Below are 16,650 nucleotides of genomic sequence, written 5' to 3' on the forward strand. Positions count from 1 at the left end.
CCGGACGGGAAAAGCCGGTCGGGACGGACCGGCGGACGGGAAAAGCCGGTCGGGACGGACCGGTCAGCTTCGGTGCAGCAGGACGGCCTTGACCGTGCCGCCGGCGCGGACATCGGCGACGGCCGTGTTGATCTCTTCGAGCCGGTAGGTGCGGATGATCTCGTCGAGGGGGAAGCGGCCCTGCCGGTACAGGTCGAGCACGCGCGGGATCAGTACCCGGGGTGCCTGATGGCCCATGACGGAGCCGGTGATGGTGCGTCCCTTGAGGAGTTCGAAGGCGTTCGCGCGCAGGTCGGCGTCGAGCGCCGCCACGCCGAGCACCGCGACGGCTCCCAGCGGCGCGAGGACACCGAACGCCTGGTTCATGACGGAGGTGACGCCGGTGGACTCGACGGCGAAATCCACGCCGCGCCCGGCGGTGAGGCCGCGTACGGCCTCCGTGGTGTCCTCGGCGGCCGCGTCGACCGTCTCGGTCGCGCCGAGGCGCACGGCCAGTTCCCGCCGTCCGGGGTGCGGATCGACCGCGATGATCCTGGCCGCGCCCGCCACCCGGGCCGCCATGACCGCGCTGAGGCCGACCGCCCCTGCCCCGAGGACCGCGACGGTGCTGCCGGGGGTGACCCTCAGCGCGTTCCACACGGCGCCCGCTCCGGTGACGACGCCGCAGCCGAGCGGGGCCAGGATCTCGGGCGCCACATCGCTCCCGACCACCACCAGACCGCGGGGGTGGGCGAGGCCGTACCCCGCGAACGAGGACTGGCCGAAGAAGTGGTCGTGCACCGGCTCACCGCGATGGTCCCGCAGCCCGGCCGACCCGTCGGCGCGGGCCGCCGCGAAGTTGAGAGCGCCGTGCTCGGGACAGTAGGCGGGCATGCCGCCGTGGCAGTCGGCACAGCGCCCGCAGGAGTCCAGGCTCAGTACCACCCGGTCGCCCGGGCGCACCCCGGTGACGGAGGCGCCGACCGCCTCCACCACCCCGGTGCCTTCGTGGCCCAGGACGACGGGCCTGGGGGTGGGCAGTGCTCCGGCGGCCGCGGCGAGATCCGTATGGCAGAGACCGGCGGCGGTGTAGCGGACGAGTACCTCGTCCGGGCGCGGGTCCTCCAGCTCCAGCTCCTCGACACGGAAGCCCTCATGGCCCTCGCGGGCCACGGCGGCGGTGACGGTGGTGGTCATCGGGTGAGCCTTTCGACGGGATGGACGTGTGTCCCGGCCGGCTGAGACGGGCCCGGCGCCCCGCGTCCGTCGCCGACGGCAACCGACGCGGTACGGGCAGCGGGCCGGTGCCGGTGGGGCGCGGCTCACCGGTCGGGTCCTGGGCCCTCCCGGCGGAGCGGGTGGCTCGGCCGAGCCGTGACGACGCCGCGGGCCGGAGGCCGTCCGCTCGCTGCCGATGGCCCGGCCGGCGGAAGGGAGCGGGCACGGGCCCACGGGTTCCGGATGGGAGGGCGCTCCGCGTGGAAAGGATGCTAGCCATTTAATTGTCAACTGTCCATATAAAATTCCGGGCACTCCGCCCCGGCGGTACCGCTCACCCCGGCGGGCGGCGCGGGGCGGCGCCGGCCCCCGGGGCCGAAGGTCCGGAGGTCCGGGGCCGGGGGTCCGGTCGCCCGCCGACGACCGGACCCGGCCGGCTCAGGCGGCCGGCACCTCGGGCGAGGTACCGGTTCCCCCGTTCGCGGCGTCACGGGCGGCGACCAGCGAGGCATGCGTGGGCGCGTCCGGCACGGCCGCGGGCCGGTTCTTGGCGAACTCCTCCCGCAGCACCGGGATCACCTCCTCTCCGAGGATGTCGAGCTGTTCGAGGACGGTCTTCAGCGGGACACCGACGCCGTCCACATTGAAGAGCTGGCGCTGGTAGTCGCCGAAGGACTCGCGGAAGGTCAGGGTCTTCTCGATGACCTCCTGCGGGCTGCCGACGGTCAGCGGCGTCTGCTCCATGTACTCCTCCAGCGACGGCCCGCCGCCCATCTGGGGCGAGCGGTCGAAGAACGGACGGAACTCGCGCACCGCGTCCTGCGACCGGGCCCGCATGAAGACATGGCCGCCGACGCCGACGACGGCCTGCTCCTGGGTGCCGTGCCCGTAGTGCGCGTACCGCTCCCGGTACAGACTGATCAGCCGCTGGAAGTGCGTCTTCGGCCAGAAGATGTTGTTGGCGAAGAAGCCGTCTCCGTAGTACGCGGCCTGCTCGGCGATCTCGGGCGAGCGGATGGAGCCGTGCCAGACGAACGGCGGCACGCCGTCCAGCGGGCGCGGGGTCGACGTGAACCCCTGGAGCGGGGTGCGGAACTTGCCTTCCCAGTCCACCACGTCCTCGCGCCACAGCCTGCGCAGCAGCCCGTAGTTCTCGATGGCGAGCGGGATGCCCTGGCGGATGTCCTTGCCGAACCAGGGGTAGACCGGTCCGGTGTTGCCGCGGCCCATCATCAGGTCCACCCGGCCGTCGGCCAGGTGCTGGAGCATCGCGTAGTCCTCGGCAATCTTCACCGGGTCGTTGGTGGTGATCAGCGTCGTGGCCGTGGACAGGATGATGCGGTCGGTGCGCGCCGCGATCCAGCCGAGCATCGTGGTCGGCGACGAGGGCACGAACGGCCGGTTGTGGTGCTCGCCGGTCGCGAAGACGTCCAGACCCACCTCCTCCGCCTTCTGCGCGATGGTCACCATCGCCTTGATCCGCTCGTGCTCGGACGGCGTCCGCCCCGTCGTGGGGTCGGTGGTGACATCACCGACGGTGAAGATCCCGAACTGCATGGCCATCATCTCCAATGGTTGATGTATCAACTATATGCCTCAACGCGGACACCTCCCCCACCATTCCCCCGAGCCTTCGGACGCCCGCACGAGACCTCCGACCGGCGCGCGACGGGGCCCGAGGGTCATCTTCGGGATCTTTAGTTGACGTATCAACCTTAGAGGTCTAGAGTCCCGCCGGAAGAATCGACCACTGGCGCACCCCCACCCACGGGAGGTGGGCCGAAGCGGAAGGAACCGCCCCCATGTACATCGCCGCCGCAATCCTCAGCGTGCTCCTGGCCCTGGTATCGCTTGCCGCCGGCGCGCCCAAGGCGCTGCTCAAGGGGGATGTCGCCACCGGTCTGCAAACGCATATGGGGCTGAGTGCCGGGCTGGTCCGCTTCATCGGCCTGGCCGAGGTCGCCGCCGCGGCCGGCCTCGTCGCGGGGCTCTTCCGGCAGCCTCTCGGGATCGCCGCCGCCATCGGCTTCGCCCTCATGATGATCGGGGCGGCCTGGTTCCACCACAAGGCGGGCGACTACGCCAACCCGGAGACCCGCGGCAACGCCATGGCCCCCTTCGCCCTGCTGGCCCTCGCCATCGCCACGGCCGTCACCCTGACCCTCGCGTCCTGAGGTCCCGGACGGACCCCGACGGTGCGGACGTACCCCTCGGGCCCGTCCGGCACCGGTCCGCGTCCGCCCGAAGGGCGGGGTGTGCGGCGTCCGGTACTCCCCCCGTGCTCGGTGGCGCGGGGGGAGTTCGTGCGTGCCGGACGTCGTACACCGGGCGGGATGCGCCGGAAAGGTCCGGGACTGTTTCCTCGCTCACGCGCCTACCGAGGCTACCGCCGGGTCCGCCGGGCACCGCCCCCCCTGGCCCCGGCGGCCCGGGGTGGGGGTGCCCCCACTCGCCGATCCAGCCCGATCCGCATGCGGCTCCCTAACCGCCCGAGGACGGCTCCCGCTCGAGCTCTTCGAGGATGCGGTCGGAGATCTGGCCGAGCATGGCCAGCTCGGCCGGTGTGAGCGGGGCGACGACCAGCCGCCGCACCGCCGCGACATGCCGGGGCGCCGCCGCCTCGATGGCCTCACGGCCCTCGGGAGTGATCGCGACGAAGGCGACCCGCTTGTCGCCCGCGCACTCCTCGCGGGCGACGAGTCCCCGTTTCTCCATCCGGGCGATGTGATGGGACATCCTGCTCTTCTCCCACTCCACCGTCCTGGCCAGCTCCAGCACCGGCAGCCGGCCCTCGGGCACATCGGTGAGGTTGACGAGCACCCCGTAGTCGGCCGCCGACAGTCCGGAATCGTTCTGGAGCTCGCGCGCCAGGCGAGTGAGCAGCTTGTCCTGCACACGGAGGAAGCTGCGCCACGATTGCTGCTCGGCCGCACTGAGCCAGTGGGATGCCTCCGTCATGCCCCCAGTGTAACGAGTGGTTGACCCGTCACCCTGTGCCGGATTCCGGTCGTACCCCCGGGTGCGGCCGGCAGAGGGCGACCGCCCGGCGTCCACGCCCGGTTCCACGGCGGGGGCGGCCCGACGGCTTCTCACCGCGGGACCTGCCGGTGCCGGACCTCCTCGGCGGGTCCGCGCGGCCACGGGTACGGCCGAGCCCCTGCCCGGAACAGTGCTGGACCGCTCCGGGCAGGGGCTCGACCGCGCGCCCTGCCTGTCAGACGTCTTCCGGCAGGAGGCCGAAGGACTGGTAGAGACGGACGTAGTCGACCGTGTCCCAGTGCTCGGCGGCGACGCCGTCCTCGATCCGGAGGAAGTCGGCGGAGGCGAAGTCCACCGGTGTGCCGGCGGCGGCGATGGTGCCGTCCCAGACACTGATGGAGGCGACCCGGTCGTTCTCGGCGACGACATGGGTCTGCACCGCCAGTCCGTCCGGCATCGCGCCGCGGCCGATCGCCCAGGCGTTGCCGAAGTAGGAGCGCCCGTCCGGCGTCCAGCCGGTGTTCTGGATGTACTCCTCGGCCAGCGCGTCGACATCCTCCGCCACGCCGGTGGTGATGGCGCCGTCGTACAGGCGGCGGCCTACGGCCCGGGATTCGTCACTGGTGACGGCGCGGCCCGTGCGGGGTGCGTCGAACGCGGTGCCCGGCTTCTCCACGAAGATGCCGTCCGGGGACTGCGGAACCCCGAGGAGCTGCTGGAACTGGGCCGCGACACCGGGAACCCTGCCGATCCTGGCGAGAATCCGGTAGGTGTCCATGACCTGCCAGTGCTCGACCAGGCGGTCGTCACGGAACCGGAAGATGTGGGAGACCGAGGTCTGGACGGGCTTTCCGGTGGCGGGCACCCCGGCGTAGTCGCCGGTGTGGGTGCCGGTCATGACGGTCCGCAGGGCGATCAGGTCGTTCTCCACGAGCACCCCGATGTTCTCGTGGACCTCGAACCGCAGGTCGGAGAAGGACGCGTGCAGCCCCGCGTAGTACTTCTTCATCGCGGTCCGGCTGCGGACGCCGCCGATGTCGTACGAGAGGAAGGTGCGCGACAGCAGGGTGTCGAACGCCGTGTGGTCCTGCGCGTTCACCGCGGCCACGAAGGCACGGGCCAGCTCGTCGGCGCGCTGGGCGGTCGGGGTCGTGTGGAAGCCGTCGAGGCTGGTGCGGGGGGTGGTGGTGCTCATGGTCCGGTCTTTCTGGGTTCGGTGGGTGATGCGGTGGAGTGCTTCGCGAATCATGGTGTGCTCGTTCGTTTTGTGCAGTGGGCTGATCGCTGACGCGATCAGTGGTCGCCGAGGCCGACGAGGTTCAGCCGCAGGGTGTCGAGTTCGGCGTCGGACTTCTCCCGTACGAGACGGAGGATCTCCTCGGCGTCCTCGCCCACGGCGGCGCGGATCGGGGCGGGAACCTGCTCGACCAGTTCGACGATGCGCTCCGCGGACTCATCGGCGCCGAGCCCGCCGCCCTGCATGTCGTTGAGCGCGGCGGTGAACCTGCTGAAGGCGTCGCCGTACAGCTCGCGCTGCTCACCGGTCATCCCGTCGGCGACACGCTGGAGGGCCGCGGCCGTCTTGGCCGGACCACCGGTACGCATGTTGCCGGCCTGGGCCATCACGAAATCGATGCCGAACGGCTTGAGTTCCGCGCGGTAGACGTCCGCGAGGGCCTCCAGGGTCGCCTTCGAAGCACTGGAGGGGCCGTTGAAGGGGAGGGGGAACCGGCCGGTCATCGCGCCGATCTGGACGATGCGGCCGCGGGACCTGCGGAGTGCGGGCAGGAAGGCGTTGATGACGGCCAGGCCGCCGAAGACGTTGACGTCGAACTCCCGCTTGACCGCTTCGAGCGGGATGACCTCCAGCGGGCCCGGGGTCAGAATGCCCGCATTGCTGATGAGGACGTCCAGCCCGGCGTCACCGAGTTCCCCGGTGACCTCGGCCACCCAGCCGGCGACGGCGCGCTCGTCGGTGATGTCGACGAGGGAGAGTGTCAGCGGTCCGTCCGCTCCCTGGTCCAGGGCGTCGATCTCGTCGCGGGTCAGCGCCGTACCGAAGACCCGGTACCCCTTCGCGGCCAGTTTCAGCGCGACCTCCCGGCCCAGACCGCCGCCCGCACCGGTGATCGCGGCCGTGGGCCGCTTCTGCTCCGTGGTGTTCGACATGGTGTCGTCTCCTTCCTCCTGCTCCTTGTTCTCCGCGTCCCGCGGGAACTTCCGGCGGGGACGCGGGGCCGGCTGGACCGACCCGAAGAGGTTGACGTGTCAACAACATAACCCATGAAGGTTGACGCGTCAACCAATGCCGATTCCCCCGCGATTTGCGACTACTCGACCACTCCATGCACATGGATGACAGGTCAACTAATCGCTTACTCTGGCAACCATGGCTTCCCCTACGCACTGGCTCACCCCCGAAGAGCAGTCCGCCTGGCATGGCTTCATCCGCATGCAGGCCCGGCTCACCGGGCGTCTCGCCCGGGAACTCCAGAACGAGACCGGTCTCTCCGCAGGCGACTACGCCGTACTCGTCAGCCTCACCGACGCGCCCGGCGACCGGCTGCGGGTGCTGGAGCTGGCCAGGGTGATGGAGTGGGAGAAGAGCCGGCTCTCCCACCGGATCGGCCGCCTGGCCGAGCGGGGCCTGATCGAGCGGAGGGGGTGCGAGGGCGACGCCCGCGGCACCTTCGTCGTACTCACCGAACACGGCCGGGAGGCCATGGAAAGGGCCGCACCCGGCCATGTGGCCACGGTGCGGCGCCTCGTCCTGTCAGCCCTGTCGCCCGAGGAGGTCCGTATGCTCGGCCTCATCTCGGAGCGCGTCCTCGACCGGCTCGACCAGGACTCCCCCGGCCATGGAGCCGCCGCGCCGAACACGGTGACCCGCACGAAGCGTGCGGTACGACCGGTTCCCTGAGGCAGCACTCCGGTGGCCCGGGGACATCCCCTGGAGACCGGCTCAGCTCCCGTGGGAGCCCGGGGGGCTGAGCAGTCCCAGCCGGATCAGGTCGTCCATCGGGTCGCGCACGCTGCACGACCCGATGGAGGTGAAGGCGCGGCGCACCTCCGCTGCACCGACCGCACCCAGGTGCCCCAGCGCCGACTTCAGCCGCACTGCCGAGCGCTCGGCCAGGATCGCGGCAACGGCCGTCTCGGAGGCCCGGTCGAGAGCCGCTGCGGTGGCGAGCAGGATGCTGAGAAAACCGTGGTGCTCAAAGCCGGTGCCGGGGTCGAGATGCCGGACGGCGTGATGGAGTCCCGCCGTGCACTTGAAGGCGATACCACGGCGGGCGTACCCGATGATCGCGGCGGCGAGCCGTTGTTCGCCGGGGAAGGCCGAGGCCGTCGTTCCGCCCGTGCGGATCTTGGCGGTGCACCGGCTGTCGGCCAGGGCATCCGCGTCTGCGGCACGGAGCCCGTCGAGCGGAATCTCGATAGGGAGAGGTACGGCTCGGGGGTGTCAGCGGGCCGCTCCGGAACCGTCGGACCCGCGAGCCGATCCGGGACGGGCGGGCGGGTGCCGGCCCCCCGCCCGCCCCGGCCCGCGCCCGTTCCGTGCCGGGAAGGTCCCGACGGCCCTGTCACCCGGGCTCACCGCTACTCCGCCGTCACCGGGTGAGCCTTTCCACCGGGGCGAACTCGGCCGGGCGGCCCTGGGTGTTCTCGTCCAGCCACAGCGCGCGGCGGTGGCGCCGCCGCCGGTCGAGCAGTTCGTCGACTCCGACGATGTACTTGCGCGCGCTCTGTTCCACCAGATTGGGCAGCAGTCGCTTCAGCGGACTCCACCGCCACAGCCCGGCCGAGGGGAGCCGGATCGCCTGGAACACCTCCTGGTTCACGAAGAAGCGGGTCCATCCGAGAGCGGTGCGGTACTCCGTTTCCTTGCGGCGGCGCGCCTCGCCGGTGTCCTCCGGGGCCGGGCCGAACGCCTTCACGAATCCCTGGCCCAGCCTTCTGCTGTCCGGTCCGTCGTGCGGTGCCTGTGACAGCAGGACCAGATAGACGGCGCGCCACCAGTCCTCGACGGTTCGGGGGTAGTACGAGGGTTCGACGCCCATGAGATGTCCGACGTAGCGCCAGAAGTGCATATGGGCCAGGACGTCCTCGTCGTCGATCAGGTAGCCCATGGCCTTCATGTGCTGGGTGAGGGTGAAGGACAGCGTGATGATGGAGAACTGGTCCCGCTGGTTGAGGGGCACGCCCAGCCTCGCGGTGTCCCACTCCTCGTGGGGCGTGATCCTGTTCCGGATCATGGAGTGCATGACGCGGACGGTGACCGCGGTCCCGCGGCCCGCACCGCGCTGCCGCAGCGCGCCGGGTTCGGAGACGTCCGTCCAGAACCGGCAGGTCTCCAGGAACCGCCCGAAGGCGCTGTTGCCCGTGTAGGCACCGGTGAGGACCAGCGGTTTGGCGATGGTCTCCCGGCGGTATCCGTCGAAGGTGGTGATCCCGAAGTAGAGGAACGCGTCCGTGCCGTAGCGGCGGAAGACCCTGGCGCCCCGCTCGACGAGATCCCAGTCGAGCCATTCGGGCTCGGTGTCGATGTGCGCGAAGAGCGCGGTCAGTTCGCCGGGAGCGTCCGGGACGCTGCCGATGCCGTGCTCCAGGGCCTGGTCGACCATCCTCCGGGCGTCACGGATGAATCCCCCGGCGAACGCCGCGTCGATGAACGCGTCGGAGAGCGCGTCCCCGCGCGCGCCGTCCCGGCCCAGTTCGTCGACGATCTCTTCCGGCAGTTCGATGCCGCCCTTGATGTGACGGGACAGCTTCTTTTCCAGGGCGCGGCCCGCTGGACTGTGGCGGGCCAGGCGGTAGGTGAAGGACGGCGGGATGGGCGGGCTGTCCGTTTCGGTGATCCGGCCGGTGTTCATACGCGGGGCTCCTCGGTGGTTGCCGTGCGCCGGTCCCGGGAGAGGGGGACACGCCGGTCCGCGGCGCGTGCCGCGCGTCCCTCCCTGCGGCCCCGGGACCGCGTTCCTGTTGTGGTGTTCGTGTCTCGTTCGAGGACCGGCGCGGAACCCTCGCCATCGGCAGCACGGTGGTTCCGGACGGGTGCCGGGACGAGGCCGCCGACACCGTCGGGCGGACGGCCGGGACCGTGCCGGACCGACCCTGTCCCGAGCGGCATCGCGGCCGCCCGCGTGTCCCGTCGGGCCTGCCCGGCTTACGTGCCGATGGGCCCACCGGTCCTCGCGCCCGGCCCTGTCGCCGGGAGCATGGCGGCCACCCTAGGCATTTAATTGTCACCTGTCTATATTTAGCGGAGGGGACTTCTCCGGCCCCCGTCGCGGGCTCCGGGGCACCTGGCACGACACGGCGGCGACGGAGGCTCCACCGGCCGACGGCAGCGGGGGCCGCCGTAGGATGTGGCCATGACCGAGCCGCTCCGGGTCAGGCCCCGGGGCCGCCCTCGCAAGGACGTCGACCCCGCACCCGTGGACGACGCCCTCGCGGCGGCCCTGCACGCGTTCGCCACGCACGGCTACCACGGGGTCTCGGTCCGCATGCTCAACCGGGAGCTGGGGGTCAGTCACAACCTGCTGCACCAGCGGTTCGGATCGAAGTCGGCCATCTGGCACGCCGCGGTCGACTGGGGCTTCACGCCGCTCGTGGAGAAGCTGGAGTTCACGGACGATCCGAGCGCATGCCCCTTCGACCGGCTGCACGCCTGGATAAGGAGCTTCGTCGAACACCAGGCCGAGCACCCCGACCTGCTGCGCCTGGTGACCATGGAGGCCGGCGAGCGGACCGAACGCCTCGATTACATCTACGACACCTACATCGCACCGGCCTGGACGCACTTCGGCGCGCTCCACGAAGAGCTCAACCGCCAGGGCCTCATCCGCCAGGTGTCACTGCGCAGCGTGTTCTTCATGATCACATCAGGCGGTGCGGCGGTTTTCGGCAGCCGGGCGCTGGCCCGGCGGCTGTCCGACGAGGACCCCTTCACTCCGGAGGAAGTCGGCAGCCACGCGCGGTACGTCGCCGACACGGTCATCGCCGGACTCAAGCCGTCACAGCACTGTGGATGAGCAGCCCCGCCCCTGACCGGCCCGCGGTGCGGCCGGGTGGCGGGTGCACGGCCGGACTCGCCGGACCGCCAGGCCAGTCGCATCGTCCCCGGCACGTGAGGCCATCACCCGTCCGGGCGACCTCCCCCCTTCGCCCGGCGGAGGACCCCTCCCCCGCCCCCCTGCGCCCGACCGCCCGCCGCACGGGCACCGGGCAGCGCCGGATACGGCAAGGCAGGCAGCCGGGGAGCGTTGCGCCCTCTCGCACAGGGGACTCCCGGCTGATACTGGTGCGAGGGTTCGGTTGCGAGAACCCGAATCCGACCGACACCATCCGACGCATCATCGGGAAAGTCGCCGCCACGCCGGCAGGAGCCCCGCCGGAACCCGCCCCGGACCGCCGTGAAGCGCCGGGATCACCACCTGCCCCTACCTGCCCTGACCTGCAAACAGACAGCTCAGGGGTCCGTCTGTCAGCTGCCGAGGAGAGACCGTTGAGGATGCTCATCAATGTCCCCGAGACCGTCGTCGCCGATGCCCTGCGCGGTGTGGCGGCCGCCCATCCCGAGCTGACCGTGGATGTCGAGAACCGGCTGATCGTGCGCCGGGACGCGCCGGTGGCCGGGAAGGTGGGGCTGGTGTCGGGCGGTGGGTCCGGGCACGAGCCGTTGCACGGGGGGTTCGTGGGGCCCGGGATGCTGTCCGCCGCCTGTCCCGGGGAGGTGTTCACCAGTCCGGTGCCCGACCAGATGGTGCGGGCGGCCGTCGCCGTGGACAGCGGGGAGGGGGTGCTGTTCATCGTGAAGAACTACACGGGCGACGTGCTCAATTTCGAGATGGCGGCCGAGCTGGCCGAGGACGAGGGCGTACGGCTGGCGAAGGTGCTGGTCGACGACGATGTGGCGGTGACCGACAGCCTGTACACGGCGGGGCGGCGCGGTACGGGTGCCACCCTGTTCGTGGAGAAGATCGCGGGGGCCGCCGCCGAGGAGGGTGCTCCGCTGGAGCGGGTGGCGTCGCTCGCGCGGCGGGTGGACGAGGTCTCCCGGAGCTTCGGGGTGGCCCTGAGCGCGGTCACCACCCCGGCGAAGGGCAGTCCGACGTTCGAGCTGCCGTCCGGGGAGCTGGAGCTGGGCATCGGCATCCACGGGGAGCCCGGGCGGGAGCGGCGCGCCATGATGACGTCCCGGGAGATCGCCGACTACGTGGTGGACGTCCTGGTGACGGACCGGCGGCCGGACGGGCCGGTGCTGCTGCTGGTCAACGGTATGGGCGCCACCCCGCTGCTGGAGCTCTACGGTTTCAACGCCGAGGTGCACCGGGCGCTCGGGGAGCGCGGGGTGACCGTGGCCCGTACCCTCGTCGGGAACTATGTGACGTCCCTCGATATGGCGGGCTGTTCGGTGACGCTCTGCGAGGCCGACGAGGAGCTCGTACGGCTGTGGGACGCGCCGGTGCAGACCACCGCGCTCCGGTGGGGGCGCTGAGCGGAGTCCGACGGCTCGCCAGCGGCGGCAGGCGTCACCGATGATCGGGTCAGGAGACGACCACCGACTCACGGGAGTGCACGTGCTCGACGCCGACTTCTTCCGCCGCTGGCTCACCGGGGCCGCCGCCCTGGTCGACCGGGAGGCCGCCCGGCTCACCGAACTCGACTCCGCCATCGGGGACGCCGACCACGGGGCCAATCTCCAGCGCGGCTTCGCCGCCGTGACCGAAGCCCTGGCCCAGGAGCGGCCCGCGACCCCGGGGGCGGTGCTCGTCCTCGCGGGCCGGCAGCTCATTTCCAAGGTGGGGGGCGCCTCGGGGCCGCTGTACGGGACACTGCTGCGGCGTACCGGCAAGGAGCTGGGCGACGCCGCCGAGGTGACGCCCGAACAGTTCGCCGCGGCGTTCGGCGCCGGGGTGCAGGCGGTCGCCGGGCTCGGCGGGGCCCGTGCCGGGGACAAGACGATGCTGGACGCCCTGGAACCGGCCGTCGCCGCCCTCGGGCCGGCCACGGAGAGCTTCGCCGCCGCGCAGCGCGCGGCCGAGCAGGGCGCCCGGGACACCGTGCCGCTGGTCGCGCGCAAGGGCCGGGCGAGCTATCTCGGGGAGCGCAGCGCCGGGCACGAGGATCCGGGTGCCGCCTCGTCCGCGCTGCTGCTGGCCGCGCTCGCCGGGGCGGTGGCGTGATGGCGGCGGGCGGCACGGTCGGCATCGTCCTGGTATCGCACAGCCGCGAGGTCGCCGATGCGGCGGCGACGCTGGCGGTGGCCCTCGCGGGCGCGGGCCCGGACGCGCCGGTCGCGGCCGCGGGCGGTACGCCGGACGGCGGTCTCGGTACCAGTTCCGAACTGATCGCGGGGGCGGCGGCCGCCGTGGACCGGGGCGCCGGTGTCGCGGTGCTGGTGGACCTGGGCAGCGCCGTACTGACGGTGAAGGCGCTGCTCGCCGAGGGCGACGAGCTGCCGCCGGACACCAGACTGGTGGACGCGCCGTTTCTGGAGGGAGCGATCGCCGCGGTGGTGACCGCCTCCGCCGGGGGCGGGCTGGACGCGGTGGAGGCGGCGGCCTCGGAGGCGTACGGCTACCGCAAGGCGTGACCGGTCCCAGAGGGTGGCGGGGCACCGGTCGGACGGACGGCCGTGGTGACGGGGTGCCGTCGCACGTACCACCGTGGCGGGCCCGTGAACGGCGTGAGCGGTCCGCCGGGGCACGGCGCGCCGTTCGGGCGTACAGCGGTGGCAGGGTGCGGGGCGCGCTTCTAGCGTCGGTTGCGACCGTGCGTTCCTCCCCCACCGAAAGACCTGACCATGCGTGCCATACGTGTCGCACCGCTCGCCGTCCTGACCACCGCGGCCGCCCTGGCGGTCGCCGCTCCGGCGGCCGCCCTCCAGCCGCCCGGTACCGGCCCGGCCCCGGTCGCCGTCCCCGTACCGGTGCCCGCGCCGGCGACCGGTACGGGGCAGGACACGGACCAGGGCACGGGCACCGCCCCGGACCCCGGCACGGGCATTGGTACAGGCACGGCGCAGAACGGCGGGGTCACCTCGTTCGGGTTCACCGTGACCCCGGAGACCGTGGCGCCCGGCGGCACGGTCACCCTGCGGGCCACGGAGTGCTCCGGTTCGCAGGTCACGGCGTCGTCCGGGGTCTTCGCGCCGGTCACCCTGGCGGAGGGGCTGTCCGGCACCGCGACGGTGTTCCCGGAGGCCGAACCGGGCGCGGCGTACGACATCACCTTCGACTGCCTGGGCGAGCGGGGCACGGTACGGCTGCTCATCGCCGGAGAGGCCGCGGCCGGGCGGAGCCCCGCGGGTCAGGAGGACGGTGCCGCGATCGTCCAGGATCCGGCGCCGAACGACTCCGGCGCCGGTGCCCATGACAGCACCTCGGCGCACCGCGCCGACACGCCGGCGCACCCTGACGGCGGAGTGCGGGCGGGCGGCGGGGGCAGCAGCGTGCCGCAGCTCGGGCCCGGCCGGATCGCGGCGGGTTCCGTCCTGGTCGCGGGCGCGCTCGCGGGCGGCGCGGTCCTGTTCGCGGTACGGGCGCGGCGTACCGGCCGCGGCGTCTGACGCGCCCTCAGGGCTCCGTCGTGTCCGCCGCGCTGCCGCCGCCCCCGCCGCCGCCCGCGCATCGCGCGCCCCGCGGCGGGCTCTGGTTCTCCCTGCTGTGCGTGCTGCTGTTCGGGCTGTTCCTGGTGCGTACGGGCGCGGGCGCGCCGGGTGTCGGACCGGCCGCCTCCGCCGCCGCCGAAGGTCCGCCGCGGCCCGCGCCGAGTGCGGCCGTCGACCGTACGGCCGCCGGGCGGACACCGGTCACGGCGGTACCGCTCCCCCACTCGCCGCCGCGCCGGATCGTGGTGCCGTCGCTGCGGATCGACGCCCCGGTGCGCGGTACGGGACTGGCGGCGGACCGTACGGTGGCACCCCCGCCGACGTCCGAGCCGGGACTGGCGGGCTGGTACACGGGCTCCGTATCACCCGGTGAACGGGGTACCTCCGTCGTGGTCGGCCATGTGGACACCGAGTCGGGACCCGCGGTCTTCCACCCGCTGGCCCGGCTCGGTCCCGGGGACCGGGTCGAGGTGGCCCGCGAGGACGGCCGTACCGCGGTGTTCACGGTGTACGGCACCGAGTCCCTGCCCCGGGACGGCTTCCCGGCGGCCCGGGTGTACCGGGACGCGGCAGGGGCGGAGCTGCGGCTGATCACCTGCGGCGGCCGCTGGTCGCCCGCGGCGGGGTACGAGGAGAACGTGGTGGTGTTCGCCCGGCTGGCGGAGTGAGCCGGGGCGGCGGACGGGGGCCCGGTACGTCCGGTGTCAGACGAGGGCGGCCGCCTCCGCCACCGTGAGGCCGTGGCCCTCCTCGTACGCCCGGTGCCACTCCTCCTCGCCGAGGACGGACCGGACCGCGTCACCGGCCGCGGCGCGGGCGCTCTGTTCGTCGTGGAACGGCTGGAGGCCGAGGCCGGAGGAGCGGTGTCCCGCCTTGTCGTAGACGCCGAGCAGCCGGGCCGCGTCGGCCGCGTCCCCCAGCCGGGCCATCGCCCAGGCCGCGCAGAGGAACTGGTCCACCGTCATCCGGGTGACGAAGTCGCCGAAGTCCGCGAAGTTCCGGATCGCTGAACGGGAGCGGTCCCGGGCCCGCGCGTACCGCCCTTCCTGGCAGTCCAGCCAGGCGTGGACCCCTTCGACCAGGCCGCGGAACAGCTCGGGCGCTTCGGCACCGAACCGCCGTTCCATGGCGTCGAGCCGGGCACGGGCCTGCCCGGTGCGCCCGGTGGCGCCGTAGTGCCGGGCGAGCAGGAGGTACGGCGTGCCGAACTCCGCTTCTCCGGAGGTCCTGGCGGACTCCCGGGCGACCTCCTCCAGTTCGCGTTCGGCGGTCTCGCGCTCGGCCGGGTCGGTGGTCGTGCGGAGGGTCAGGAACAGCAGCCGGGCCCGGTAGAGGGCGGCCTGCGAGGGCGGCCCGGAACGGGCGAAGACCGCCAGGGCAGCGCGGTAGTCGGCGGCGGCCGACGCGTACCGCCCGTGCCATTCGTGGTGCTCGCCCCGGGCGGCGTGGGATTCGGCAATGCCCCAGTCGTCGCCCGCCGACTCGAAGAGGGTGAGGGCCCGGTCGGCGTCCAGTCTGCCGTCCCCGGGCGGCGGGACACGGTCGTAGCCGCTCGGTTCGGTGAAGCCTCCCGAGCGCAGCCGGGTCCGCATCAGCAGGGAGAATCCCAGGTCCCAGGCGTCCACCGTGCCGAGGGCGTACTGCTCCTCGCAGGCGGCGACGAGCGCGTCGGCGGTCTCGTCGAGCCCCGGGTATCCGCCCGTCAGCAGCTTGCAGAAGAACCACATGGCGGCGGGCTGCCGGCAGAGTTGCGGCTGCCCGGGTTCATACGCCTCGACGACCCTGCGCAGCAGGTCGACGACCTCGGGGTTGCTGACGGCCATGCCGTCGGCGCCGCCGGATGCCAGCAGCGTCAGCCGGACACCGCGCCGCGCCTCCCACAGCCGGTCTTCGGGCCACGGCGGCGGGGTGTCGGTGCAGCGTCCCGCCACGGGCCCGGCGCGCCGGACGGGCGCGGCGAACGGGTCGGGCCCGAGGGCGGCGACGGCGCCCGACCAGGTCCGGACGTCGGACTGAAGGGACCGCAGCTGCCAGTACCAGCCCAGTGAGAGGACCAGGCAGAGGCCGTCCTGTTCCGCGCCGTGGCGGACGGCGGTCCGCAGAGCGGCGCGGATATTGCCGAGTTCGGCATCGAGACGGGCCATCCAGCCGCCGACGCCGGGGCCGCGGGCATGGGACTGTCCGGTACGGACCAGCTCGCGGTAGGCGAGCAGGTGGCTCCGTTCGACCGCGGCGCGTTCCCCGGCGGCGTCGAGGCGCCCGGCGGCGTACTCGGCGACGGTTTCGAGGAGCCGGTAGCGCATGGCGGAGCCGTCCGCTCCGGGAGTGGCGACCACGAGCGATTTGTCGACCAGGGCGGCGAGGACGTCCAGGACGTCCGTCTCCGGCCCGGCGGCGAAGGCGCCGGTGCCGGTGCCGGTGCCGGTGCCGGTGCCGGTGCCGTCGTCCGGGACACTGCCCGGGCCGTCGTCCGGGACGGCGCCGCAGACGGCCTCCGCCTCCGGCAGGGCACAGCCTCCGGCGAAGACGGAGAGGCGGCGGAGGGTGGTGCGTTCGTGGTGGTCGAGGAGGTCCCAGGACCAGTCGACGACGGCACGGAGGGTCTGCTGGCGGGGCAGAGCGGTACGGCTGCCGCCGGTGAGAAGACGGAAACGGTCGTCGAGACGGTCGGCGATCTGACGGGGGGTGAGCGCCCGGAGCCGGGCCGCGGCCAGCTCCACCGCCAGCGGCAGCCCGTCCAGACGCCGGCAGATCTCCGCACACGCCGCCGCGTCGTCCCCCACCGAGAACCCCGCCCGCGCCGCCGCACCCCGCTCCCCCAGCAGCCGCAGCGCGGCCTCCGGCGACAGCGGACCCAC

The 16,650-nt window shown here is 72.8% G+C and carries 16 protein-coding genes; 8 read left to right on the forward strand and 8 right to left on the reverse strand.

Going from position 1 to position 16,650, the window contains the following annotated elements:
* Window positions 1-63: 63 nt before the first annotated feature.
* The gene (locus ACWDR0_RS01045; protein ID WP_456349454.1) at window positions 64-1,176 is read right to left on the reverse strand and encodes an NAD(P)-dependent alcohol dehydrogenase; all 1,113 of its coding nucleotides are present in this window, start codon (window positions 1,174-1,176) and stop codon (window positions 64-66) included.
* A gap of 459 nt (window positions 1,177-1,635) precedes the next feature.
* Entirely contained in the window at window positions 1,636-2,754 is a 1,119-nt protein-coding gene (locus ACWDR0_RS01050) for an LLM class flavin-dependent oxidoreductase (RefSeq protein ID WP_456349455.1), read from the reverse strand.
* 245 nt (window positions 2,755-2,999) lie between these two features.
* Between ACWDR0_RS01050 and ACWDR0_RS01055 the strand changes: the two genes are divergently transcribed.
* On the forward strand, window positions 3,000-3,371 hold the full coding sequence (locus ACWDR0_RS01055; RefSeq protein ID WP_456349456.1) for a DoxX family protein: 372 nt from the start codon (window positions 3,000-3,002) through the stop codon (window positions 3,369-3,371).
* Between the two features lie 307 nt (window positions 3,372-3,678).
* Here ACWDR0_RS01055 and ACWDR0_RS01060 read toward each other — a convergent pair whose 3' ends face one another.
* The 3 genes from ACWDR0_RS01060 to ACWDR0_RS01070 form a co-directional block, all read right to left on the reverse strand.
* Window positions 3,679-4,155: a MarR family winged helix-turn-helix transcriptional regulator gene (locus tag ACWDR0_RS01060; protein ID WP_456349457.1), complete on the reverse strand. Its 477-nt coding sequence runs from the start codon at window positions 4,153-4,155 to the stop codon at window positions 3,679-3,681.
* 256 nt (window positions 4,156-4,411) lie between these two features.
* On the reverse strand, window positions 4,412-5,371 hold the full coding sequence (locus tag ACWDR0_RS01065) for an ester cyclase (protein WP_456349458.1): 960 nt from the start codon (window positions 5,369-5,371) through the stop codon (window positions 4,412-4,414).
* A 98-nt stretch (window positions 5,372-5,469) separates the two neighbouring features.
* Entirely contained in the window at window positions 5,470-6,345 is an 876-nt protein-coding gene (locus ACWDR0_RS01070) for an SDR family NAD(P)-dependent oxidoreductase (protein ID WP_456349459.1), read from the reverse strand.
* 220 nt (window positions 6,346-6,565) lie between these two features.
* Between ACWDR0_RS01070 and ACWDR0_RS01075 the strand changes: the two genes are divergently transcribed.
* Window positions 6,566-7,096 (forward strand): MarR family winged helix-turn-helix transcriptional regulator, encoded by a 531-nt coding sequence (locus ACWDR0_RS01075; RefSeq protein WP_456349460.1) that lies wholly within the window; start codon window positions 6,566-6,568, stop codon window positions 7,094-7,096.
* A gap of 42 nt (window positions 7,097-7,138) precedes the next feature.
* On the opposite strand, the gene ACWDR0_RS01080 is transcribed toward ACWDR0_RS01075, so the two are convergent.
* Together ACWDR0_RS01080 and ACWDR0_RS01085 are read right to left on the reverse strand one after the other, a co-directional pair.
* On the reverse strand, window positions 7,139-7,294 hold the full coding sequence (locus ACWDR0_RS01080) for a hypothetical protein (protein ID WP_456349461.1): 156 nt from the start codon (window positions 7,292-7,294) through the stop codon (window positions 7,139-7,141).
* A 493-nt stretch (window positions 7,295-7,787) separates the two neighbouring features.
* On the reverse strand, window positions 7,788-9,050 hold the full coding sequence (locus ACWDR0_RS01085; protein ID WP_456349462.1) for an oxygenase MpaB family protein: 1,263 nt from the start codon (window positions 9,048-9,050) through the stop codon (window positions 7,788-7,790).
* 501 nt (window positions 9,051-9,551) lie between these two features.
* Between ACWDR0_RS01085 and ACWDR0_RS01090 the strand changes: the two genes are divergently transcribed.
* The 6 genes from ACWDR0_RS01090 (at window position 9,552) to ACWDR0_RS01115 (ending at window position 14,460) form a co-directional block, all read left to right on the forward strand.
* Complete coding sequence (locus ACWDR0_RS01090; protein WP_456349463.1) at window positions 9,552-10,211, forward strand: TetR/AcrR family transcriptional regulator; 660 nt, start codon at window positions 9,552-9,554, stop codon at window positions 10,209-10,211.
* A 473-nt stretch (window positions 10,212-10,684) separates the two neighbouring features.
* Complete coding sequence (gene dhaK / locus ACWDR0_RS01095) at window positions 10,685-11,677, forward strand: dihydroxyacetone kinase subunit DhaK (RefSeq protein WP_456349464.1); 993 nt, start codon at window positions 10,685-10,687, stop codon at window positions 11,675-11,677.
* Between the two features lie 82 nt (window positions 11,678-11,759).
* Window positions 11,760-12,365 (forward strand): dihydroxyacetone kinase subunit DhaL, encoded by a 606-nt coding sequence (gene dhaL, locus ACWDR0_RS01100; protein WP_456349480.1) that lies wholly within the window; start codon window positions 11,760-11,762, stop codon window positions 12,363-12,365.
* On the forward strand, window positions 12,365-12,775 hold the full coding sequence (locus tag ACWDR0_RS01105; RefSeq protein ID WP_456349465.1) for a PTS-dependent dihydroxyacetone kinase phosphotransferase subunit DhaM: 411 nt from the start codon (window positions 12,365-12,367) through the stop codon (window positions 12,773-12,775). Before dhaL ends, ACWDR0_RS01105 begins: the two co-directional genes overlap by 1 nt.
* 210 nt (window positions 12,776-12,985) lie before the next feature.
* Window positions 12,986-13,750, forward strand: coding sequence for a hypothetical protein (locus ACWDR0_RS01110; protein ID WP_456349466.1), 765 nt, complete (start codon window positions 12,986-12,988; stop codon window positions 13,748-13,750).
* Between the two features lie 20 nt (window positions 13,751-13,770).
* Window positions 13,771-14,460 (forward strand): class F sortase, encoded by a 690-nt coding sequence (locus tag ACWDR0_RS01115; protein ID WP_456349467.1) that lies wholly within the window; start codon window positions 13,771-13,773, stop codon window positions 14,458-14,460.
* 36 nt (window positions 14,461-14,496) lie between these two features.
* Here ACWDR0_RS01115 and ACWDR0_RS01120 read toward each other — a convergent pair.
* Window positions 14,497-16,650, reverse strand: a 2,154-nt coding sequence (locus ACWDR0_RS01120; protein ID WP_456349468.1) for an ATP-binding protein, incomplete at its 5' end; no start/stop codon positions are given.

The organism is Streptomyces sp. NPDC003691, from assembly GCF_053981115.1.